This is a genomic window from Bacillus sp. 220_BSPC (assembly GCF_001054655.1).
GTDB classification, from domain to species: Bacteria; Bacillota; Bacilli; order Bacillales; family DSM-1321; genus Peribacillus; species Peribacillus frigoritolerans.
Genome location: NZ_JVPL01000003.1, coordinates 18,198 through 38,616 on the forward strand (window position 1 = coordinate 18,198; position 20,419 = coordinate 38,616).

Genomic DNA, 20,419 nt, shown 5'->3' on the forward strand with positions numbered 1-20,419 from the left:
TTCTAAGGATGGAAGGGACATGGTGTTTACATTCCTGGTCATTTGTTGTATTTACGTTTATTTTACAGACTTCATCTAAGGAAAATGGTGATTTTTTAGATGATATTTACCTTGCAGAATGATTTGGATTGTTGAAAATGCGGATACATCCATTGTCTTTCACGCTCAACGATTTTCCTTGTTTTCGTAAAATTGGAAACAATTAAAAAAACTTCTTCAAATGAAAACAAAAGTGTTATACAATAAAACAAACACAAATAAAGATAAACGGGGGTAAAACAAAATGGTTAATAATTTATGGAATGATAAAGAAGCGTCAAAAGTGACATCTGGAGTAGAAGAACTGGTATATCGGTCTAATTTAATCGGTACAGATCGAGCCGTCTGCAACTGGGGAGGCGGCAATACATCCATGAAAACAATGGAAAAGGATTTTCGTGGCCGGGAAATTGAAGTCATGTGGGTTAAAGGAAGCGGTTCCGACCTTGCAACAATGAAAGCGGGCAATTTCACAGGTTTGAATCTAGCGGATATTCACCCTTTAATCGAGCGTGATGACATGACTGATGCAGATATGGTTGAATATTTGTCACACTGCATGATCGACAGTAAGCATCCACGTATGTCGATTGAAACTTTACTTCATGCATTCCTTCCCTTTAAACATGTTGACCACACACATCCAGATGCAATTATTAGTCTTTGTTGTGCAGACAATGGAAAAGAAGTCGCCAATGAAATTTTCGGTGATCGTTTTGTCTGGGTACCATATGAGCGCCCTGGCTTCACTTTGTCTAAAATGATCGCAAAAGGTGTGAAAAATAACCCGCAAGCCGAGCTTGTTTTAATGGAAAAACACGGATTGGTTACTTGGGGTGAAACATCGAAAGAAGCTTATGAAAAAACCATATCGATCATAACGGAAGCAGAAGAGTTTATTAAAAGCCGCCAGCATGAAGAAGATGCATTTGGTGGACAGGCATTTGACTCTTTACCTGAAGCAGAGCGCAAAAAGGTTCTTGCTTCGATTATGCCGGTTATCCGCGGTGCTGTGGGTGAGGAGAAAAAAATGCTTTTAACCTTTGACGATGCAGATGATGTCCTGCAATTTTTGAACAGCAAAAATGCGGCTGCCCTATCACAAGTCGGTGCCGCTTGCCCGGATCACCTAGTACATACAAAAATGAAGCCGCTTTACATTAACTGGGATCCTCAAAATGAACGGACTGAATCCTTGGTGGAAAAAGTTAAAACGGGTATTCAACAATATAAGGAAGAATATAAGCAATACTTCGAGCGAAATAAAAACGAAGGAGATGTGATGTTTGAGGCTGCACCACGAGTTATTTTGATTCCAGGTGTCGGAATGGTCAATACAGGCAGAAACGTAGCCATGGCAAATGTGAGCGGAGCACTTTACCATCGAGCGATTGCGGTTATGAAAGGGGCAACAGCATTTGGCGAGTTCGTATCTCTCAGTGAAAATGAGTCATATAACGTTGAATACTGGCCACTTGAGCTTTATAAATTGTCTCTTTCACCGGCAGAAGCGGAGTTCTCACGCAAAGTAGCCTTCATTACAGGCGGTGCGGGCGGTATTGGCAGCGCAACAGCACGGCGTTTAGTTTCTGAAGGTGCCCATGTAGTTCTAGCTGATTTAAATATTGAAGGTGCTGAAAAAGTTGCGGATGAAATCAATAAAGAATACGGGGAAATACGTGCTGCAGCTTTTAAAATGGATGTTACCAGTGAAGAGCAGGTACAGGATGCCTTTGAGAAATCAGCTCTTACATTTGGGGGAATTGATATCATCGTCAACAATGCCGGCCTTGCCACATCCAGCCCGTTTGATGAAACAACCTTAAAAGAATGGAACCTAAACATGAATGTACTGGGGACAGGCTATTTCCTTGTAGCACGTGAAGCTTTTAAGCAAATGAAACAACAGGGAACAGGAGGAAATATGGTATTTGTGGGATCGAAAAACTCTGTTTACGCTGGAAAAAATGCTTCTGCTTACAGTTCAGTCAAAGCACTTGAAACACATCTAGCACGATGCATTGCAGTGGAAGGCGGGGATTTCGGAATCCGTGTTAATTCTGTTTTGCCAGACGCCGTATTACAAGGATCTTCCATTTGGGGATCGGGTTGGCGTCAAGAGCGTGCCGCTGCATACGGAATAGAACCAGACCAACTTGAAGATCATTACAAAAAACGTACTACATTGCTAGTAAACATATTCCCGGAAGACATTGCTGAGTCCATAGCGTTTTTCGCTTCATCAAAAGCAGACAAAACAACGGGTTGCATGGTCACTGTAGACGGCGGTGTACCTGGAGCTTTTAATCGCTGAATAGGTTTTGCCTGTTTTCTAGGATTTTTTTGCTTTAAGTGGAGGGTTTGTCATAGGTAGAATCAATCTATCGAAAAATAATAGATTAAGTATGTACTGCCCATTATGATAAGTGAAGAATATGTGAAAAGGTAGTAGGAATCATGGAGTAATCAATTCAATCCGTTAAAAGGATGGGACGATATGACAATTAAAGAACAGTACGTAGCAGCGAAACAAGCGTATGCGAATTGGGGAATTGATGTTGATGCGGCACTCGAAACACTGAAAAAAGTGCCCATTTCGATTCATTGCTGGCAGGGTGATGATATTGGTGGATTTGAAGTGAACAAAAGTGAATTATCTGGCGGTATTGATATAACGGGAAATTATCCAGGAAAAGCCACTACGCCGGAAGAGCTGCGCATGGATCTTGAAAAAGCGCTATCTCTTATTCCGGGGAAACATCGGGTCAATTTGCATGCCATTTATGCGGAAACAAATGGAGAAGCAGTCGAACGCGATCAGCTTGAGCCAAAGCACTTCGAAAACTGGTTGAATTGGGCTAAAGAAAACGGTCTTGGTTTGGATTTTAACCCGACACTATTTTCCCATGAAAAAGCAGCAGACGGCTTGACCCTTTCTCATCCAAATGAAGAAATTCGTGAATTCTGGATTAATCATTGCATCGCCAGCCGAAAAATCGGAGAGTACTTTGGCCGTGAACTAGGCAATCCCTGCTTAACAAATATATGGATTCCAGACGGCTACAAAGATATTCCAAGCGACCGTTTGACACCGAGAAAGAGATTAAAAGAATCCCTTGATCGAATTTTTACAGCAGAAGTGGATGAAACATGTAATTGGGATGCTGTGGAAAGTAAAGTTTTCGGTATTGGCTCCGAGTCATATGTCGTTGGATCGCATGAATTCTACCTTGGCTACGCACTGAAAAATAACAAGATTTGCTTAGTGGATACAGGTCATTATCATCCGACTGAAACTGTATCGAACAAAATTTCTTCGATGCTATTATACAGTGATAAACTAGCACTTCATGTTTCGCGCCCGGTTCGATGGGACAGTGACCACGTCGTAATTTTAGACGATGAGCTTCGTGAAATTGCGCTTGAAATTGTTCGCAATGATGCATTAAACCAGGTGATCATTGGCCTTGATTTCTTTGATGCCAGCATCAACCGTGTTGCTGCCTGGACGATTGGTACGCGTAATATGATTAAGGCCCTCTTATATGCCTTACTTGTACCGAACGATCATTTGAAAGAACTTCAAGAAAAAGGCGATTTTACTGAGCGACTGGCATTAATGGAGGAATTTAAAACCTATCCATTTGGTGCAATTTGGGATTATTATTGTAAAAAAATGAATGTGCCGGTAAAAGAAAGATGGCTGACGCAAGTGAAAGAATATGAACATGATGTTTTAGCAAAGCGTTAAAATAACAGGTTGTCCTGAATCCGCAAACCGATGTGTGACTAATTCCGCTGTATTAATATGGGGTCTATCGATTCGTCCCGAGTGAATGGTCTGGAATTACCGAAGTATAACGAAGAAGTGGAGAAAAAGTAAAAAAGTTTTTGTTTAAATAAGAAAATTAATATAGTTAAAAAGGAAAACTTATTAGAAAGGTAATTCCTTTATAAAATATACCTATAACGATCTATGACACGGGTCTTTCTATGGGTATATTTTATTTTTTTTGATTGCACATTAATAAATAGACATGAAAGCTAGTCGATTTGTATTAAATCCGGAATGAGAGTCTCGTGCACCAAATTGATTTAATCAGTTGAAAATTAGACTGAGGATTGAGGAGGAATCGTTAAAGTAACTTTTTCTAAAAGGGGAGGATTTGGATTGAAGGTATCAAACTACAGTTTAAGATAATAAAAGCACTATGAAAAAAGGATATAGAAAATGTAATGACGTAGACTGCTTTGTAATTCTCCAATACAACTAAAAATGAAACACTATGAGCAAGTGAAACTATATAAAGATATTATTTGAATTTTAAAAATATTCGTGAAATTTAAATTGACAAACCTTTCAAAAACAGTAAAAATCAATAATAAAAAGAAAAAAATGATAGGGTCAAATGTACAATAGAGATATTTTTAATACATATAGAAGAGAATGAGAAAGGCGCTCATTCTTGTTGCTAAAATACGATTTTTCCAGTTTTCATCTCGCTTTTTGTGTAAGTTAGTGGTTGAACATAACAGAGAAGGACATGGCTGGACAATAAATTATAGGGAAACCTGAAAGTATATATAGGTTTCCTATTTTAGTAAAGAAATTAAGGTTATACTCCCGGTAAAATCCATCATTTATGAAACCGTTTTCTTAGAAAGAAGCAGCGGTGAATGTAACCGGATGAGAAAAGCACTTCTTAAGTCATTCCTTATTACAATATCCATGATACGTGCTAATGTTTAGAATTTAAGAAAGAAGGTAGCTAATCATGTTAAGGATGCCCATCTTTTTTATTTTGTTTTTATTTATACTAAGCGGCTGTGATCATTCTGCAGAATACGAGATTATTTACAATGATGAAGAAAGTATCGACGTCAATACAAAACCTGTCGAGAATAAAAAAGATTCGTATACGATAGCTGTTATACCTAAAATTGACGGAATACCTTATTTTAAAGCGGTAGAGGAGGGGGCGTTGGAGGCGGGAAAAGACTTAGGTGTTAAGGTCATATATACAGGCCCACCTACCCCCAGCTCTGAAAAGCAGGAAGAGATTATAACAAAATTAATTGAAAAAAAAGTGGACGTAATTGCGGTATCTGCAAATGATCCATATAAATTAGGCAGGGTGCTGAAAAAAGCAAAGCTTAAAGGAATCAAGGTGATCACCTGGGATTCTGATACTAATGCATCATACAGAAGCTTTTTTGTGAACATGATAGATCCTGAGATAATTGGCAGGCATGTAATGGATACTCTCGCTATTGAAATGGAAGAAAAAGGGGAGTTTGCGATTATGACGGGATCTCCTACCGCTGCCAATCTTAATACATGGATTGATTGGATTCAAATCCAACAAAAAGAATATTATCCAACTATGAAACTAGTTGAAGTGGAATATACAAACGAAGATATTCATAAAGCGTATAAGGTAACACAAAATTTATTTAAAAAATACCCGGACCTAAAAGGAATTATTGGTATTTCAACGGTTAATCCTCCTGCTGCGGCTCAGGCTGTGAAAGATGCAGGGAAAATCGGCAAGGTTGCCGTAGTCGGTACATCGACTCCTAATTTAATGAATGAGTATTTACAGGAAGGGGCTGCCCAGACCATTACGTTATGGAGTCCACAAAAGTTAGGTTACTTGACTGTTAGCCTAGCAAAAAACTTATTGAATGATGAATTTCCGTATGAAGGACAGAACATTAAGAACATAGGTAGGATTAAATTCACCGGTGACATGGTCATTATGGGAGAGCCCATCGATTTTACAAAGGGAAATGTGAACCAGTATGATTTTTAAAGGAAAAAAGCCTATCCAGATAAAAAACCTGCGTTTAACGACAAAACTAGTTACAACCTATACATTATTAACGGTTCTACCTATGGCCTTCCTTGGGTTCATTGCATACTGGCAATACACAAAATCAATAGAAGAAGAAGTAGGCGAATATATTCCCCGTCTTGTCAAACAGGTTAATGGCAACATTGAAAATGACATTCAAAAACTAGAGACCTTACCTGATTTAATTTATAATTCCGGTGATGTTATGGCTATTTTAAGAGACAGCCAATCAAAAAAAAAATCGGTTTTGCTACACGATGAGTATATCATGAAGAGTTATTTGACAAGAACCTATTTAAATAACAATTCATCTCATATTTTGGGGGCGTTTCTTGTTTCCAAGAATCGTACATTTGCAAGTACAAGTCTGCATTATGACAGTTTTGGTTTTGAAGATGGTTCCTTGCCATATGCAGATGACCTAGGATTGCTAGGCGAGATGCAGTTGCTCCTTCCTAATCAGACTAATTTAACGTTTGAAGGGGATCCCTCCTATTTTATGCTGGTCAAAACAATTACTGATTTCGATAATAGAAAAAATTTAGGAACGCTCTATATAGCTATCGATGTAGCCTTTTTTGAGCAATCACTTCAGGATTTGCAAAAGGAAGAGAATGTTACGATGTGGATCATGAATAAGCAGGGGAAGATAATTTATCATAAGGATCATTCAAAAATTGGTACAGTGGAAAAAGGGATACATGATTACCCATTACTGAATGGTAGTTTTCGTACAGAAATCGATGGAAAACGGAATTTAATCAGTATAAGTGAATCAAATGAGCTGCCATGGGTACTCGTTCATAGCATACCTATCAAAAACATGACAGAAAAAACGGATGTTATCCGAAATGTGACAATTTTCGTTTTTATCCTTTTTACACTCATTACTACATTGATCTCTATCTTTTTTGCCTGGACCGTTACACGTCCACTAAACGAATTAGGAGATATAATGAAGAGGGTGGAAAAAGGTGATTTATTAGTAGAAATACCTATACATTCCAAGGATGAAGTCGGGATGCTCGCGAACAGTTTTCGATCAATGCTTGCAGAGATAAGAGAGCTGATTCATAAAAACTACCACATTGAACTGCGAAAAAAAACAGCTGAATTATACGCCCTTCAATCTCAAATAAATCCTCACTTTATGTATAATACGCTGGAAACCATAGGCATGGCTGTGGAAGAAGGAGAGAGCGATGAAGTCGTGAAGATGGTGACTCTGCTTGGTAGAATGATGCGCTTTTCAATCAGTAATAAAGAAAGCTTGGTTCCTATAAACAGTGAGGTTCAGCACATTGAAGATTATTTAAGCATCCAACAATTCCGTTTTGAAGATCGTTTGCATTTTATGATAGAAAAAGGAGCAGATGTAGTTAATTATTATATACCCAAGTTTGTTTTACAGCCAATCGTTGAAAATTCCATTAAATATGGATTGGAAAAAAGAAAGGAAATAGACATTCAAATACATATTTCTGAAGAGGAAACTCAGACAGGTGAGGAATATCTTTTGCTGATAGTCAGTGATAACGGACCAGGGATGACAGAAAGCAAATTAATTGAATTAAATGAAAAGTTACGTTTGGATCCAATGATGAAACGGGACTCTGGCTTTGGGATTATCAATGTAAATGCAAGAATTGGCATGATGTTCGGGGAACAATATAATCTTCAAATTAATAGCGAATACGGAAAGGGAACGAGTGTGATTATCCGACTTCCCAAAATAAATGCCCAACAAGTAAGCATGTATGTTCAAGGAGAGGAGAAGAAAAGAGATGATACAAAGGGTCAGGACGGTCATTGTAGATGATGAACCAAGGATAAGAAGAGGCATAGAAAGACTAGTACAATCTTGTGGGGAAGAGTGGCATGTTGTAGGTGTTTACTCCGATGGCCAAGAGGCATACGATGCAATTATCAATCAAGTAGAAGAAGTTGATGTATTAATAACAGATGTACAAATGCCTGTCATGGACGGGTTAACGTTAATTCAACATTTGAAAAAAACTAAACCAAGGCTATTTCCATTCATTATAAGCGGGTATGATGATTTTCTCTATGTACAGACTGCCCTAAGGGAAGGAGCTGTCGATTATATATTGAAACCGATTGATCGAGAAAAGTTTAAACTGCAGTTGAAGACTGTGCAGGAAAAAGTAATTGAGGCACGAAAGGAAAGGGAAAAGATAGGAGAAATAGAAGAAAGAGCCTTGATATTAACCCATGAAAAGCAGCTTCAATTGCTGATGGAAATTACGTGGAAAGATGCAATGGACTTATCATTACTTGAATGGACGCGGCAATTTCCAGAAGGAACCTATTCCCTGATCCATATTGGAATCGATCATACATCTGCCAAAACCCAAAGTTTTTCACCAGAAGATTGGGGTGGATGGAATGATGTAATAAAAAAACTTATAACAGACTTACTAGATGTTCATTCAACGCATTGGATGTGGAAAGATAGTCTACATGCCAGTTGGTTATTGATTAAGGATACTACCCCTACAGCTTTGGAGCAATTGTGTATAACATTAAAAACAACTGTCCAACGGCAAACCCCTTTTACGGTTTCCATTGCCCTTGGGAATGAGTTTAATGACCTTACCCTTTTAGTAAATATTAAAGATGAATTACGATCTACCTTGCAATATCGAATGATACAAGGAGGCAATAAAATTTTCAGAACTGAAATGCTTAAGCATGTATCATATAATAAAGTGATTGAAGTGCCGCCATCCATCTATAAATGGGCAGAAGAGACAGTGGAGGCGATGGAGCATGGTGAAGAAGCTGCCATTCGTTCTCTCAGGCAATTCTTTAACGAACTGAAAGATGTCACGTCCCCTTTCGTAATACAAGAATCGGTTCGCTATTTGTCTATTAGAATTATTAATAAATGGATTAAAAGTGATGGTTTTAAAGAACTTCCGCTTTTACTTGAGGAAGCATTTAGCATTGCCGAGGATTCTTCTCATTTTAATCATTTAAAAAAGGAGACGGAGCGCTGGGTCATGAATATGTTAAAAAAGCAAGCAGCATTTCAAAATGACCAAACAGATCCCATACGCCAGGCAAAAGAATGGATTCTAAAACATATAGGCGATAACATCACAATAAAAAAAATCGCCAATCATGTCCATTTAAATTCAACCTATTTTTGTGAGTATTTTAAAAATCAGACAGGTGAAACCGTGCTTGACTATGTAACCAATGAACGGTTAAAAGTGGCGAAGGAATTATTAAGTCATACAGATTTAAAGATTTATGATATCGCTTCAAAAGTAGGCTATCAAGATACCAAATATTTTAGTCGGCTGTTTAAGCAATGGACAGGACAACTTCCGTCTCAATATCGAGATACTCATGAGTTTTTTGTGAAAAAGTAGAAGCTTCCATTCCGGAGCTTTTTTTTATGTCTATATTGAAAATGTCCCGAAGAAAATCCCCCCTACCCGAATTTTATCACCTACCAGCTTATGCCAATTCCCTTTATAGTGAAAGTATCAGAAAAGAAAGCGCTTCCTTTATGAGGGAAACGCTTTCTTGATAAAAGACGAAATGGAACGGGAGTGTTTATATGACCTTAATTGGACCCTCACTTATGTGTGCAGATATGGGGAATTTACAAGAATCAGTAATGAGATTAGACCGTGCAGGTGTTGATTTCTTTCATCTAGATATAATGGATGGATCGTTTGTTCCTAATTTTACAATGGGCCCGGATCTAATTAAACGCATTAGGCAATTCTCGGATAAACCATTTGATGTTCACTTAATGGTTGAAAGACCGGAAGACCATTTAGATCTTTTCATTCAGTCGGGGGCAGATATGATTTCCATTCATGCAGAGGCAACTGCCCATTTACAGAGATCACTACAAAAGCTGAAGAATGATGGGATTAAGGCAGGGGTAGCCTTAAATCCATCAACCCCCATCACAGAGCTTGAACATGTATTGGATGTAGTCGATTATGTAACGGTGATGACGGTGAATCCTGGTTTTGCCGGGCAGTCCTTTGTACCGCTTATGTATAAGAAAATAAAAAAGATAAAAGAATTAATTCAATCGGAAGGCTACCAAATTGATATTCAGGTAGATGGAAACATTGGGTTCGAAACCATTCCGGGTGTATTGAAAAATGGAGCCGACATGTTGGTTTGCGGGACTTCCTGTTTATTTAAAAACGATGTATTACTGGAAGATGCCGTTGGCCAACTACGGGCATTCTTAGAGCAAATGAAAATGAAAAACGAGGGTTGTGCATGAAAGGGGTTGTAGTGGTAGGGAGTATTAATATGGATATTGTCGCAGTCACTAATCAGTATCCAGCGCATGGGGAAACGATTTTCGGAGAAAATATGAAACTATTAAGTGGTGGAAAAGGCGCAAATCAAGCAACGACGTGCGCTAAACTTGGAAAACCAGTAAAACTGATCGGTGCGGTTGGCGACGACGCATTCGGGCATGAAATAGAACGTTCTCTTCTTCAAAATAACGTGAACATATCCTCCTTGAAACATGTTGCAGAACATCCAACTGGATGCGCAGTCATTACAGTAGATGCTACAGCAGAAAACACCATGCTTGTCATTAAAGGGGCCAATGAACATTTGACAAGAAGTGATATTGACATTTGTTTTTCTACCATCAGTGATGACTATGCTGTTTTACTTGTACAGATGGAAATTCCTAATGAGGCTGTTCTACAAGCCATGAAAAGGGCTAAAGAAAAAAATATGTTTATTATCCTGGACCCTGCTCCGGCAGAAGGGGTAACGACTGAAGCACTGACGTATGCCAATTTGATTACGCCGAATTGGCAGGAAACAAAAGTGTTGACTGGGATTGACGTCAACTCGAAGGAAAGTGCATGCAAAGCGGGTGTTTTCTTTGAGAATCATTTTGGCGTGGAGAATAGCATTATTAAGTTGGGACATAAAGGAGCATTGGTTTATCAAAATGGTGAAACAAACTTTATCGAGCCCATTGCTGTAAAAGCTATTGATACAGTGGGGGCAGGAGACTCGTTCGCAGGAGCCCTTGCTTGTGCCATTGCAGATGGGGAGACGATCGAATCATCAGCCGAGTTTGCTTCAATTGTAGCGGCGATGAATGTAACGAAAATGGGGGCCCAAGATGGTGTGCCGAGGCTAGCAGAAGTGGAACATTTTTGTGAAACCAATAACATTAATTATTATGGTAAAAAACAAAAGTTGAATAAAATTTATGACTGATTAAGGTTGGAAAGGAGAGAAACATGTCTGATTTCTTATTGCAAATGACGAATGTCAGTAAAACCTTCCCAGGTGTAAAAGCACTGGATAGCGTTCAGCTTGAAGTGAAAAAAGGAGAAGTTCATGCGTTAATAGGTGAGAATGGTGCCGGGAAATCAACGCTCATTAAAATATTAGCTGGCATTTATCGACCGGACCCAGGCGCCAAGTTTTACTTTGAAGGAAAAGAAGCCGAAATTCAAAAACCGATTGATGCTACGCTAAAAGGCATTTCAATCATTTATCAGGATTTAAGTTTATTTTCAAACCTATCTGTAGCTGAAAATATCTATATTGGCCGGGATAGTGACAAAAAACCATGGAAAAAGATTAGATGGAAGGAGATGGAGGATACAGCAAAACGGGCACTTAAAGAACTAGAATTTGAGATTGATGTTCATACACCCGTTGAAAAATTAAGCATTGCTCAACAGCAGCTGATTGAAATCGCCAGAGCCCTCGCTTTTGATTCCAAGTTGATTGTAATGGACGAACCGACTTCATCCCTATCCGCAGGGGAAGTTGAAAAACTTTATAAAGTTATAAAAAAATTAAAGGATCGCGGAATTTCCATAATCTTTGTCAGCCACAAGTTAAAAGAGTTATTTACTGTTTCCGATCGATTTACAATATTACGAGATGGGAAATATGTAGGCACTTATGAAACTGAAGAACTTGATGAAGATAAATTAATCACACTAATGGTGGGACGTCAGATTTTATATAACAAGAATATGGTAAAAGGAAAAACAGGAAAAACTCTTTTGGAACTGAATGGTTTATCAAAAGAAGGTAACTTTAAAGATATTTCCTTTGAATTGAAAGCTGGAGAAGTCCTTGGGATTACAGGACTTGTCGGATCAGGAAGAACAGAGCTTGCACAAGCGATATTCGGGGTCAACAGGCCCTACGATGGAAGTATGAAAATAAATGGGGTTTCTACTAAAATCAACTCTTCTGAACATGCTGTAAAGCAAGGGATTGCATATATTCCAGAAAGCAGAAAAACGCAAGGACTCATCCTTCGCCAGTCCATAATCAATAATATTTCATTACCTGTTTTGAAACAATTGAGAAATAAATTCAAATTGATTAAGCGAAAGGAAGAAGTTAAGCTGGCTGATCATTATATGAAAACGCTAGATGTTAGACCCTCTTTGCCTAAAAGGGCAGCTGGTGACCTATCAGGCGGAAATCAACAGAAAGTCGTGATCGGCAAGTGGCTTTCTACTAAACCACAAATCCTAATTATTGACGAACCGACGAATGGGATTGATATTGGGGCGAAGTCAGAAATTCATAAGTTAATGAGGGAACTGGCTGCTGAAGGAATGGGCATTATTGTGATTTCTTCAGAGCTTCCAGAAGTACTTGCTGTCAGTGATCGGATTTTGGTCATGAGACATGGAAGAATAGCCGGAGAGCTTGGTATAGAAGAAGCGACACAGGAAAATATCATGAATTATGCTCTGCTTGGTTCTCAATCTCCTTCCAAAAAAGGGCTTCCGCTAAAAGAGGAGGTACGTGCATGAACGCCATTTTGAAGTCGAAGGAAATCAGCATCGCAATGATTGTTTTGCTTCTATGTATTACATTGACATTCTTAAGCCCGTATTTTTTAACTGTAGACAATTTGCTGGATGTACTAAAAGGGAATGCTGTACTTGGAATTCTGGCGGTGGGTATGACACTTGTAATCATCACTGGCGGGATTGACGTATCGGTGGCTGCTGTTACAAGTGCTGTCTGTGTCATCGTTGGAAAAGTAATGATGCTCATGCCTGACCATCCCATCTCTATACTATTACTCTTTTTGATTGGGCCATTTCTTGGGGTTTGTTTAGGTGCACTGAATGGACTGCTTGTTGCAAAGGTTCAAATTCCAGCTATTGTCGTGACACTTGGAATGATGAGTATCATTAATGGGCTCGTGTTGTACATTACGAATGGACAGTATTTGAACAGCAGCAGTTTTCCAACCGTATTCATCAAGTTTGCCAGTTTTGAGATGTTTGGTATATCTATCATCATTCTAATTTTTATCGCAGTAGCACTACTTACTTGGTATATTTTGAAATACACATTAATCGGTCGCGAAGTATTGGCGATTGGCGGTAATAAAGATTCAGCCATTCGGGTTGGGATAAATTTTGACAAAGTTCAAATATTTGTTTTCTCCTATATGGGGTTTCTTGCAGGAATAGCAGCCATTGCTCAAACAGCATATACAAAAGCTGTGGATCCTAATGGAATGCTTGGTCTGGAGCTGATGGTCATAGCAGCCGTTGTTTTGGGCGGTGCGAACATCATGGGGGGGCGCGGTACCATTTTGGGAACGGTTTTGGGCGTTCTTCTGCTAGGTATTGTACAAAATGGACTTATCTTGGCAAAAATTGATACCTTCTGGCAAAAAGTATTCACTGGATTGATTATATTACTGGCTGTGTCATACGACCACATTCAATATAAACGCTCAAAAGATAAGTTAGCGAAAATTGAAGTGGAAGCGTAAGAAAGAGGTGAAAAAATGAAACGGCTTTCAATATCAAAAGAAAATACTTTAGGTGTAATTACAGCAGGCTTGTTTGTGTTAATGAGTTTTTCAATACCTGGATTCTTTTCTTCAAATAATTTAACCAATATGATGTTCCAGCTCCCGGAGTTTGGTTTAATCGCATTAGCAATGATGGTGGTGATTGTAACTGGAGGGATTGACCTATCGATTACGTATACAGCTGCCTTGTCTGGCGTGACAATCGCACTTATGGCAAGCAGCGGATACCCAATGCTAGGCGCAATCTTAATCGGTGTTTTAGTCGGGCTGAGCTGCGGATTGATTAACGGCGTAATCATCTCAAAAATCGGTGTTTCGCCAATACTGGTAACACTCGGAACGATGGTGCTTTTTGAAGGATTGATCTTAAGCATTACGAAAGGAAATTCAATTTCAGGATTCAGTGAGGGTTATAGCTTAATTGGAAACGGCTACTATATGGGGATCGTTCCTCTTTCCATCATTATTTTTGTACTATTTGCAATAATAACAGCTATATTGCTGTCAAAAACCAAATGGGGCAGAAGTGTTTATATGGTGGGTAGCAATCCGATCGCCACATTATTTTCAGGTATAAATAATAGCAAGGTATTAATGAGGGTTTACTTATATGCGGCACTTCTTGCCACAATTGCTTCTATTATTATGACATCCCGTTATAATACTGCAAAAGTGGATCTGGGATCTTCTTATTTATTACAAAGTGTAGCGGCAGCCGTGCTTGGCGGAACTGAAATTCAAGGTGGTTATGGCAAAGTTATCGGCACTGTTTACGCAGTGGTCATTTTCCAAATGTTATCAAGTGGATTGAACTTAATGGGTGTACCACGATCGATCGTAACTGTAATGATGGGGGTTATTTTAATCACGGTATTGGTCATAAACTTCGTGAAAACGAAATTAGACGAAAAAAGTCAAAAGAAGTTACCTTCAAACTCTGTAGCGTAATTTACATGACCAGGTAATCTCTGAAAATACTTTAGTGAAAAATCAGAAAAATTGTAAGGGGGATCATTATGAAGAAAATGACGGGGATATTGGCAACAGCTATTTTAGCTGGGGGACTGTTAGCAGGCTGTGTATCACAAGAAGGAGCATCGGGGAACAGTGAAAAAGAAACAAGTGGCGGAGGTGGTAATGAGAAGTTGAAAATTGCCGTAGTTCCAAAATTAATGGGGATACCATATTTCAATGCTTCTGAAAAAGGAGCGATTCAAGCAGGTAAAGATCTTGGTGTGGAAACCATTTACACAGGACCTACGGAACCGGATGCTGCACAGCAAGTAAAAGTCATTGAAGACTTAATTAGTCAAGATGTGGATGTAATCGCAGTAGCACCAAATGACGCTGCATCACTCTCACCAGTCCTTCAAAAGGCGAAGGATGAAGGAATAATTGTAATGGATTGGGATACACCAGCTGATCAATCCCTTGTAGAATTATCCGTCCACCAAATAGACGATGAAGCATACGGTCGCCATATTGCTAAATCACTCGTAAAACAAATGGGTGTTGAAAAAGGGCAAATCGCTATATTAACTGGAGGGCTTTCAGCTGCAAACTTAAACACCTGGATTGATGCAGCAAAAAAAGAACTGGAAGAGAATTATCCAGGTATTGAATTAGTATCGGATAAAATCGCGACAGATGAAAAACAACAGGTGGCATACCAAAAAACACTGGATTTAATAAAATCAAATCCTGAATTAAAAGGAATCATGGCTTTTTCTACTCCGGCACCTCTTGGGGCAGCCCAAGCTGTTCAGGAAAAAGGACTGCAAGATGATATAACAGTTGTTGGAACTGCTCTACCGAAAGACTCTTCACCATATTTAAATGATGGATCTCTAGATGTAGCCATTCTTTGGGAGCCAGACAAACTAGGTTATTTAACAGTTGCCCTCGCCAAACGTCTAGCTGAAGGGGAGAAACCAGAAGATGGTTTGAAAGTTGAAAATGTAGGTGAAATTGACGTGTGGGAGGATGGAAAAACAATCATCATGGGACCACCGACAGATTTTACGAAAGACAATGCAGCTGATTTTAATTTTTAAGGTTAGATAGACCGAAAAGTCCCCTCTCAACTATCTAGAGGGGCCTTTTTATTAAATATCATTGCGTGACTTGCATGTTAGGAGATGATGAAGGGATGAATGAGAGATATACAATCGGAATTGATTTTGGCACTGAATCAGGAAGAGTGCTGCTAGTAGATATAGAGAACGGAAATGAAATGGCTACACATGTTACACCTTTTCGTCATGGAGTATTGTCTAATAGGCTTCCAGACGGATGTAAACTTGAAAAAGATTGGGCTCTCCAGCATCCAGGTGATTATTTGGACGTTTTATATACTTCTGTTCCTGAAGTGATTCGGTTAAGCGGAGTAGATGCGAATGATGTGATAGGCATTGGAATCGATTTTACCTCATGTACCATTTTGCCTGTTGATAAGAAAGGAAATCCCCTTTGTTTTGATGAGAAGTGGAAAAGGGACCCTCACAGTTGGGTCAAATTATGGAAGCATCATGCCGCACAAAAAGAAGCGGATGATATTACACGCATTGCACAGGCAACGAATCAACCATTCCTGCAACGATATGGCGGGAAAATTTCTTCTGAATGGATGTTCCCTAAGATTTTACAAGTGTTACGTGAATCACCTGATATCTATGAAGAAACGGATCTATTTATGGAAGCCGGAGATTGGATTACCTTCCGTCTGACGAATGAGCTGGTACGCAGCAGTAATATGAGCGGTTATAAAGCATTTTGGGATAAAAAAGATGGATATCCGGACCCTGCTTTTTTAGCGGCTATTGATGAACGTCTTCTGGATATACTGGATACAAAAATGCGTGGTGAAGTATTACCCATCGCTGGACGGTCGGGTGGTTTAACAGAAGGGATGGCTAAGAAGATGGGGTTGAAATCTGGTACGGCTGTTTCTGTATCCATAATCGATGCCCATGCAGGTGTTCCAGCTGTAGGAGCTGTCCATCCAGGCCAATTTGTGATGACGATGGGAACCTCTACTTGCCACATGTTAATTTCCGAGAAAAAACAAACAGTAGAAGGTATTTGTGGAGTAGTGGAGGATGGAATAATTCCCGGATCATTCAGTTATGAAACGGGACAGGTGGCTGTTGGCGATTCGTTTGCATGGTATATTGAGCAAACTGCTCCTGAGTATGTAAAGAAAGAAGCTGAGCAAGAAGGTGTCAATCTACATAGCTTACTGGAAAAAAAGGCTTCTTGCTTAAGGCCTGGTCAATCTGGGTTAGTGGCGTTAGATTGGTGGAATGGCAACCGAACAGTCCTTGTAGATGCGAACTTGTCAGGTGTGATAGCAGGGATTACTCTTTCTACGAAGCCGGAAGAAATATACCGTGCACTTTTAGAATCAACAGCCTTTGGAACAAGGAAAATCCTTGAAACCTTTGAGAATGATGGTATAGAGATAAACGATTTGTTTGCCTGTGGCGGATTACCTCAAAAAAATAAACTGTTAATGCAGATATATGCCGATATTTTAAATCGTGAAATTAAAATCGCGGATGGGGAACAAGTGGTTGCATTAGGAGCAGCCATATACGCTGCCACGGCTGCCGGCCGTATAAATGGTGGGTATGATTCCATAGAGGAGGCATCCTCTAAGATGGCAAAAGTAAAAGAAGATACTTTTATACCGGTTAAAGAAAATGTAAGTATTTATCAACAACTGTATGCTTATTATTTAGAACTGCATGACTTCTTTGGCCGCGATCATATTTCCATAATGCATGGTTTAAAGAAATTGAGGAGTGTGGACTAATGATACATATTGCGGTGGATATTGGTGCTTCAAGTGGCCGGCTGGTCTTAGGGAAAATGGAGAACGGGAAATTAGTAATTGAAGAAATCCATCGATTTGCGAATGGTTTCACCACACAAAATGAAACCTGTTTTTGGGATATTGATCATTTATTGAATGAAATCTTAAAGGGGTTAGAATCAGCAAAAAAGCTTGGATACGACCACTGTACACTTGGAATTGATACGTGGGGAACGGATTACGTATTGTTGGATGATAATGGACACAGAGTGCAAGAAGTTTTCTCTTATCGTGATAAGCGCACCGAAAATACAATCGAAAAGGTCACAAGAACACTACCTAAAGAAATCATTTATCAAAAAACGGGGATTCAATTCTTATCATTTAACACGTTATACCAATTGTACGAAGAAGATATAAAGAACCTGAAAGTCACTAGGAATGTCATGACTGTGCCAGATTATTTAGGTTACTGCCTAACGGGGAAAAAGGTCACAGAAGTTACAAGTGCTTCTTCGATGCAATTATTGAATGTAAATACGAAGAAGTTTGATGAAGAGTTACTAAACCTGATTGCATTGTCAAAAGATCAATTCCCGCCTTTTGCTAATCCGGGAGAACGATTAGGGAAACTGATGAAAGAACGTTTTTCTACTTTTGATCTTCCCAATACAGAAGTGATTATCGTTGCTTCACATGATACTGCTTCCGCCATAGTCGGTTCACCTGGTAATGGAGAGAAATGGGCCTATATTAGTAGCGGAACGTGGTCGTTGCTTGGGATTGAAAGCGATAAACCGATAGTGAATGAGTTAGCCCTTAAAAACAATTATACAAATGAATGGGGGGCATACGGAACCTACCGCTTTCTGAAAAATATCATTGGTATGTGGGTTATTCAAGAGGTCAGAAGGCATTTAAAGGAAGACTATAACTTCGAGCAGTTTGTATATGAGGCAGAGAAAATAAAGGTGTGCAGGCAGTTCATCAACTTTAATGATAAACGATTTTTAAATCCAGAAAATATGATTCAAGAAATTCAGCAGTATTGTCGGGAGACGAATCAGGAGATTCCACATACAGTGGGCGAATTAGCGAACTGTATATTTACAAATATGTCTATTATTTATGCGATGTCCATTCGGCAAATAGAAGAGATAACCGGGAAAAGTATCGAGCAACTTCATATTGTCGGAGGAGGGGCGAAAAATGAATTCGTTAATCAACTTACGGCAGACCTTAGCGGGAAAACCATATACGCTGGACCAACAGAGGCTACGGCGATTGGGAATATACTAGTACAAATGATTTCAGGCAATGAAATAAGCGATTTACAAACGGCACGTCAGTTAATAGAACACTCGTTCCTTATAAAAAAATATGAGCCAAAAGAAAAAATTGAATCATCATCCCTGATTGAAAAATTCAAACAAGCAATTTCCATGAAAGAAGAATGTAAATAATAGGAGTGATAAAATATGAATGAAAATCTGCATCCAGCCGAACAAATTGTTATGATCATGGAACGTGTCTATAAATATGGCATGACAACAATTTCAGGAGGAAACCTTTCTATTCTAGATGAAAATGGTGACCTTTGGATTACTCCTTCGGGAATTGATAAAGGGGCATTAACCATGGATGATATCATGTCCGTCAAAAAGGACGGTACATTCATAGGGAAACATAAACCATCGGTAGAGCTTCCTTTTCATCAAGGAATTTATGAAGCAAGGCCCGATATAAAAGCTATCGTACATGCACATCCCCCGGCTTTGATTTCCTTTAGCATGGCTCGTAAAGGACCAAACCCAAAGTTGCTTTTACATGCATATAAGAGTGTAGCAGATTCCCTTCAGGTTGCACCTTATGCGATCCCTGGAAGCGACAAATTAAAGGAAAATATTTCGGCTGAATTTGCAAAAGGAGGGGATGCGGTCATATTGGAGAATCATGGTATTGTGGTAGGGAAACCCACTATATTTGATGCCTTTATGTTGTTTGAAACACTTGAAGATACTGCTTGTATGGAAATAAATGCAAGGAATATAGGGAAACCATTTGAACTGACCGAACAAAATTTACAAGAAATAGATTTATATAAAGCGGATAAATTAACACAGATAGAAATGAAGCACCATTCTGTCGAAGAGGTTTCTTGCCGTCAAGAAATGATCAGGTTATTGGAACGGTTATATGATCGTCAGCTTTTTACAAGTATCTCAGGCAGCTTTTCAACCCGCCTTAAAGATGGCTCTATTTTAATCACGCCTTCTCAACAGGACCGTAAATATATTAAGGAAGATGAATTGGTTCTGATTCATCAGGAGTATAGTGAAGCTGGAAAGGAACCATGTGAGTTTTTTGAGCTTCATCAAAAAATATATGAGTTAAACCCGGAGCTTACATCCGTAATCATTGCGAACCCAAGATTTTTAATGGCCTATGCTGTGACAGATGTTAAATATAATACACATATAATTCCAGAGGCCTACATTGTTCTTCGGGATATAGATAAAGTGCCTTTTGGAATGGGGGAAAATCATAATAGAATGATTGCAGTTAAACTAGCAGAGGATAATCCTGTCCTATTAATTGAAAATGGGTATGCAGTTGTCTCAGGAAAAAGTTTACTGAGTGTATTTGATAGGCTAGAAGTAGCTGAATATAGTGCAAAAGCATTGGTGTACGCTAAAAGTATTGGCGAAGTAATCGATATTAGTGATGAAGATATTGAAGAAATTATTGAAGGTTTTAAGCTAATTGCCAAATAACCATATCAATGAAAAAAGGCAGTTCCTAAGCTCTCTATTTATATAGAGGCCTCAGACTGTAGACAAACTCGATGAAAATCGAGTTTGTCTATTTTTA

Annotated in this window: 14 protein-coding genes; all 14 read left to right on the plus strand. The window is 38.9% G+C overall.

Annotated elements, in window-relative coordinates; genetic code table 11:
• Nucleotides 1-283 precede the first annotated feature (283 nt).
• Nucleotides 284-2,353, plus strand: coding sequence for a bifunctional rhamnulose-1-phosphate aldolase/short-chain dehydrogenase (locus ADA55_RS00105; protein ID WP_048677816.1), 2,070 nt, complete (start codon nt 284-286; stop codon nt 2,351-2,353).
• Nucleotides 2,354-2,536: 183 nt separating this feature from the next.
• Nucleotides 2,537-3,790 carry an L-rhamnose isomerase gene (gene rhaA / locus ADA55_RS00110; RefSeq protein WP_048677817.1) on the plus strand — a complete coding sequence of 418 codons (1,254 nt, stop codon included), beginning with the start codon at nt 2,537-2,539 and terminating at the stop codon, nt 3,788-3,790.
• A gap of 1,024 nt (nt 3,791-4,814) precedes the next feature.
• Nucleotides 4,815-5,852: an autoinducer 2 ABC transporter substrate-binding protein gene (locus ADA55_RS00115; RefSeq protein ID WP_048677818.1), complete on the plus strand. Its 1,038-nt coding sequence runs from the start codon at nt 4,815-4,817 to the stop codon at nt 5,850-5,852.
• Nucleotides 5,842-7,713 (plus strand): cache domain-containing sensor histidine kinase, encoded by a 1,872-nt coding sequence (locus ADA55_RS00120; protein ID WP_048677819.1) that lies wholly within the window; start codon nt 5,842-5,844, stop codon nt 7,711-7,713. Before ADA55_RS00115 ends, ADA55_RS00120 begins: the two co-directional genes overlap by 11 nt.
• The gene (locus tag ADA55_RS00125; protein ID WP_048677820.1) at nt 7,679-9,292 is read left to right on the plus strand and encodes a response regulator; all 1,614 of its coding nucleotides are present in this window, start codon (nt 7,679-7,681) and stop codon (nt 9,290-9,292) included. Before ADA55_RS00120 ends, ADA55_RS00125 begins: the two co-directional genes overlap by 35 nt.
• Nucleotides 9,293-9,483: 191 nt before the next feature.
• Complete coding sequence (gene rpe, locus ADA55_RS00130; protein WP_048677821.1) at nt 9,484-10,173, plus strand: ribulose-phosphate 3-epimerase; 690 nt, start codon at nt 9,484-9,486, stop codon at nt 10,171-10,173.
• Nucleotides 10,170-11,141: a ribokinase gene (rbsK, locus tag ADA55_RS00135; RefSeq protein ID WP_048882896.1), complete on the plus strand. Its 972-nt coding sequence runs from the start codon at nt 10,170-10,172 to the stop codon at nt 11,139-11,141. Before rpe ends, rbsK begins: the two co-directional genes overlap by 4 nt.
• A 23-nt stretch (nt 11,142-11,164) precedes the next feature.
• Nucleotides 11,165-12,712 carry a sugar ABC transporter ATP-binding protein gene (locus ADA55_RS00140; protein WP_048677826.1) on the plus strand — a complete coding sequence of 516 codons (1,548 nt, stop codon included), beginning with the start codon at nt 11,165-11,167 and terminating at the stop codon, nt 12,710-12,712.
• A complete protein-coding gene (locus ADA55_RS00145; protein ID WP_048677828.1) occupies nt 12,709-13,692 on the plus strand; it encodes an ABC transporter permease in 984 nt (327 codons plus the stop codon). Before ADA55_RS00140 ends, ADA55_RS00145 begins: the two co-directional genes overlap by 4 nt.
• A gap of 15 nt (nt 13,693-13,707) precedes the next feature.
• Nucleotides 13,708-14,682 (plus strand): ABC transporter permease, encoded by a 975-nt coding sequence (locus ADA55_RS00150; protein WP_048677829.1) that lies wholly within the window; start codon nt 13,708-13,710, stop codon nt 14,680-14,682.
• A gap of 68 nt (nt 14,683-14,750) precedes the next feature.
• Nucleotides 14,751-15,788 carry an autoinducer 2 ABC transporter substrate-binding protein gene (locus ADA55_RS00155; protein ID WP_048677830.1) on the plus strand — a complete coding sequence of 346 codons (1,038 nt, stop codon included), beginning with the start codon at nt 14,751-14,753 and terminating at the stop codon, nt 15,786-15,788.
• A 95-nt stretch (nt 15,789-15,883) separates the two neighbouring features.
• The gene (locus ADA55_RS00160) at nt 15,884-17,548 is read left to right on the plus strand and encodes a ribulokinase (protein WP_048677835.1); all 1,665 of its coding nucleotides are present in this window, start codon (nt 15,884-15,886) and stop codon (nt 17,546-17,548) included.
• Nucleotides 17,548-19,011 carry a rhamnulokinase gene (gene rhaB, locus ADA55_RS00165; protein WP_048677831.1) on the plus strand — a complete coding sequence of 488 codons (1,464 nt, stop codon included), beginning with the start codon at nt 17,548-17,550 and terminating at the stop codon, nt 19,009-19,011. Before ADA55_RS00160 ends, rhaB begins: the two co-directional genes overlap by 1 nt.
• A 15-nt stretch (nt 19,012-19,026) precedes the next feature.
• Entirely contained in the window at nt 19,027-20,322 is a 1,296-nt protein-coding gene (locus ADA55_RS00170; protein ID WP_048677833.1) for a class II aldolase/adducin family protein, read from the plus strand.
• Nucleotides 20,323-20,419: the final 97 nt, after the last annotated feature.

Excerpts from the sequence above, each read along its gene's own strand:
- ADA55_RS00105 (WP_048677816.1), top strand. The coding sequence starts at position 284 with ATGGTTAATAATTTATGGAATGATAAAGAAGCGTCAAAAGTGACATCT.
- rhaA (WP_048677817.1), top strand. The coding sequence starts at position 2,537 with ATGACAATTAAAGAACAGTACGTAGCAGCGAAACAAGCGTATGCGAAT.
- ADA55_RS00115 (WP_048677818.1), top strand. The coding sequence starts at position 4,815 with ATGTTAAGGATGCCCATCTTTTTTATTTTGTTTTTATTTATACTAAGC.
- ADA55_RS00120 (WP_048677819.1), top strand. The coding sequence starts at position 5,842 with ATGATTTTTAAAGGAAAAAAGCCTATCCAGATAAAAAACCTGCGTTTA.
- ADA55_RS00125 (WP_048677820.1), top strand. The coding sequence starts at position 7,679 with ATGATACAAAGGGTCAGGACGGTCATTGTAGATGATGAACCAAGGATA.
- rpe (WP_048677821.1), top strand. The coding sequence starts at position 9,484 with ATGACCTTAATTGGACCCTCACTTATGTGTGCAGATATGGGGAATTTA.
- rbsK (WP_048882896.1), top strand. The coding sequence starts at position 10,170 with ATGAAAGGGGTTGTAGTGGTAGGGAGTATTAATATGGATATTGTCGCA.
- ADA55_RS00140 (WP_048677826.1), top strand. The coding sequence starts at position 11,165 with ATGTCTGATTTCTTATTGCAAATGACGAATGTCAGTAAAACCTTCCCA.
- ADA55_RS00145 (WP_048677828.1), top strand. The coding sequence starts at position 12,709 with ATGAACGCCATTTTGAAGTCGAAGGAAATCAGCATCGCAATGATTGTT.
- ADA55_RS00150 (WP_048677829.1), top strand. The coding sequence starts at position 13,708 with ATGAAACGGCTTTCAATATCAAAAGAAAATACTTTAGGTGTAATTACA.
- ADA55_RS00155 (WP_048677830.1), top strand. The coding sequence starts at position 14,751 with ATGAAGAAAATGACGGGGATATTGGCAACAGCTATTTTAGCTGGGGGA.
- ADA55_RS00160 (WP_048677835.1), top strand. The coding sequence starts at position 15,884 with ATGAATGAGAGATATACAATCGGAATTGATTTTGGCACTGAATCAGGA.
- rhaB (WP_048677831.1), top strand. The coding sequence starts at position 17,548 with ATGATACATATTGCGGTGGATATTGGTGCTTCAAGTGGCCGGCTGGTC.
- ADA55_RS00170 (WP_048677833.1), top strand. The coding sequence starts at position 19,027 with ATGAATGAAAATCTGCATCCAGCCGAACAAATTGTTATGATCATGGAA.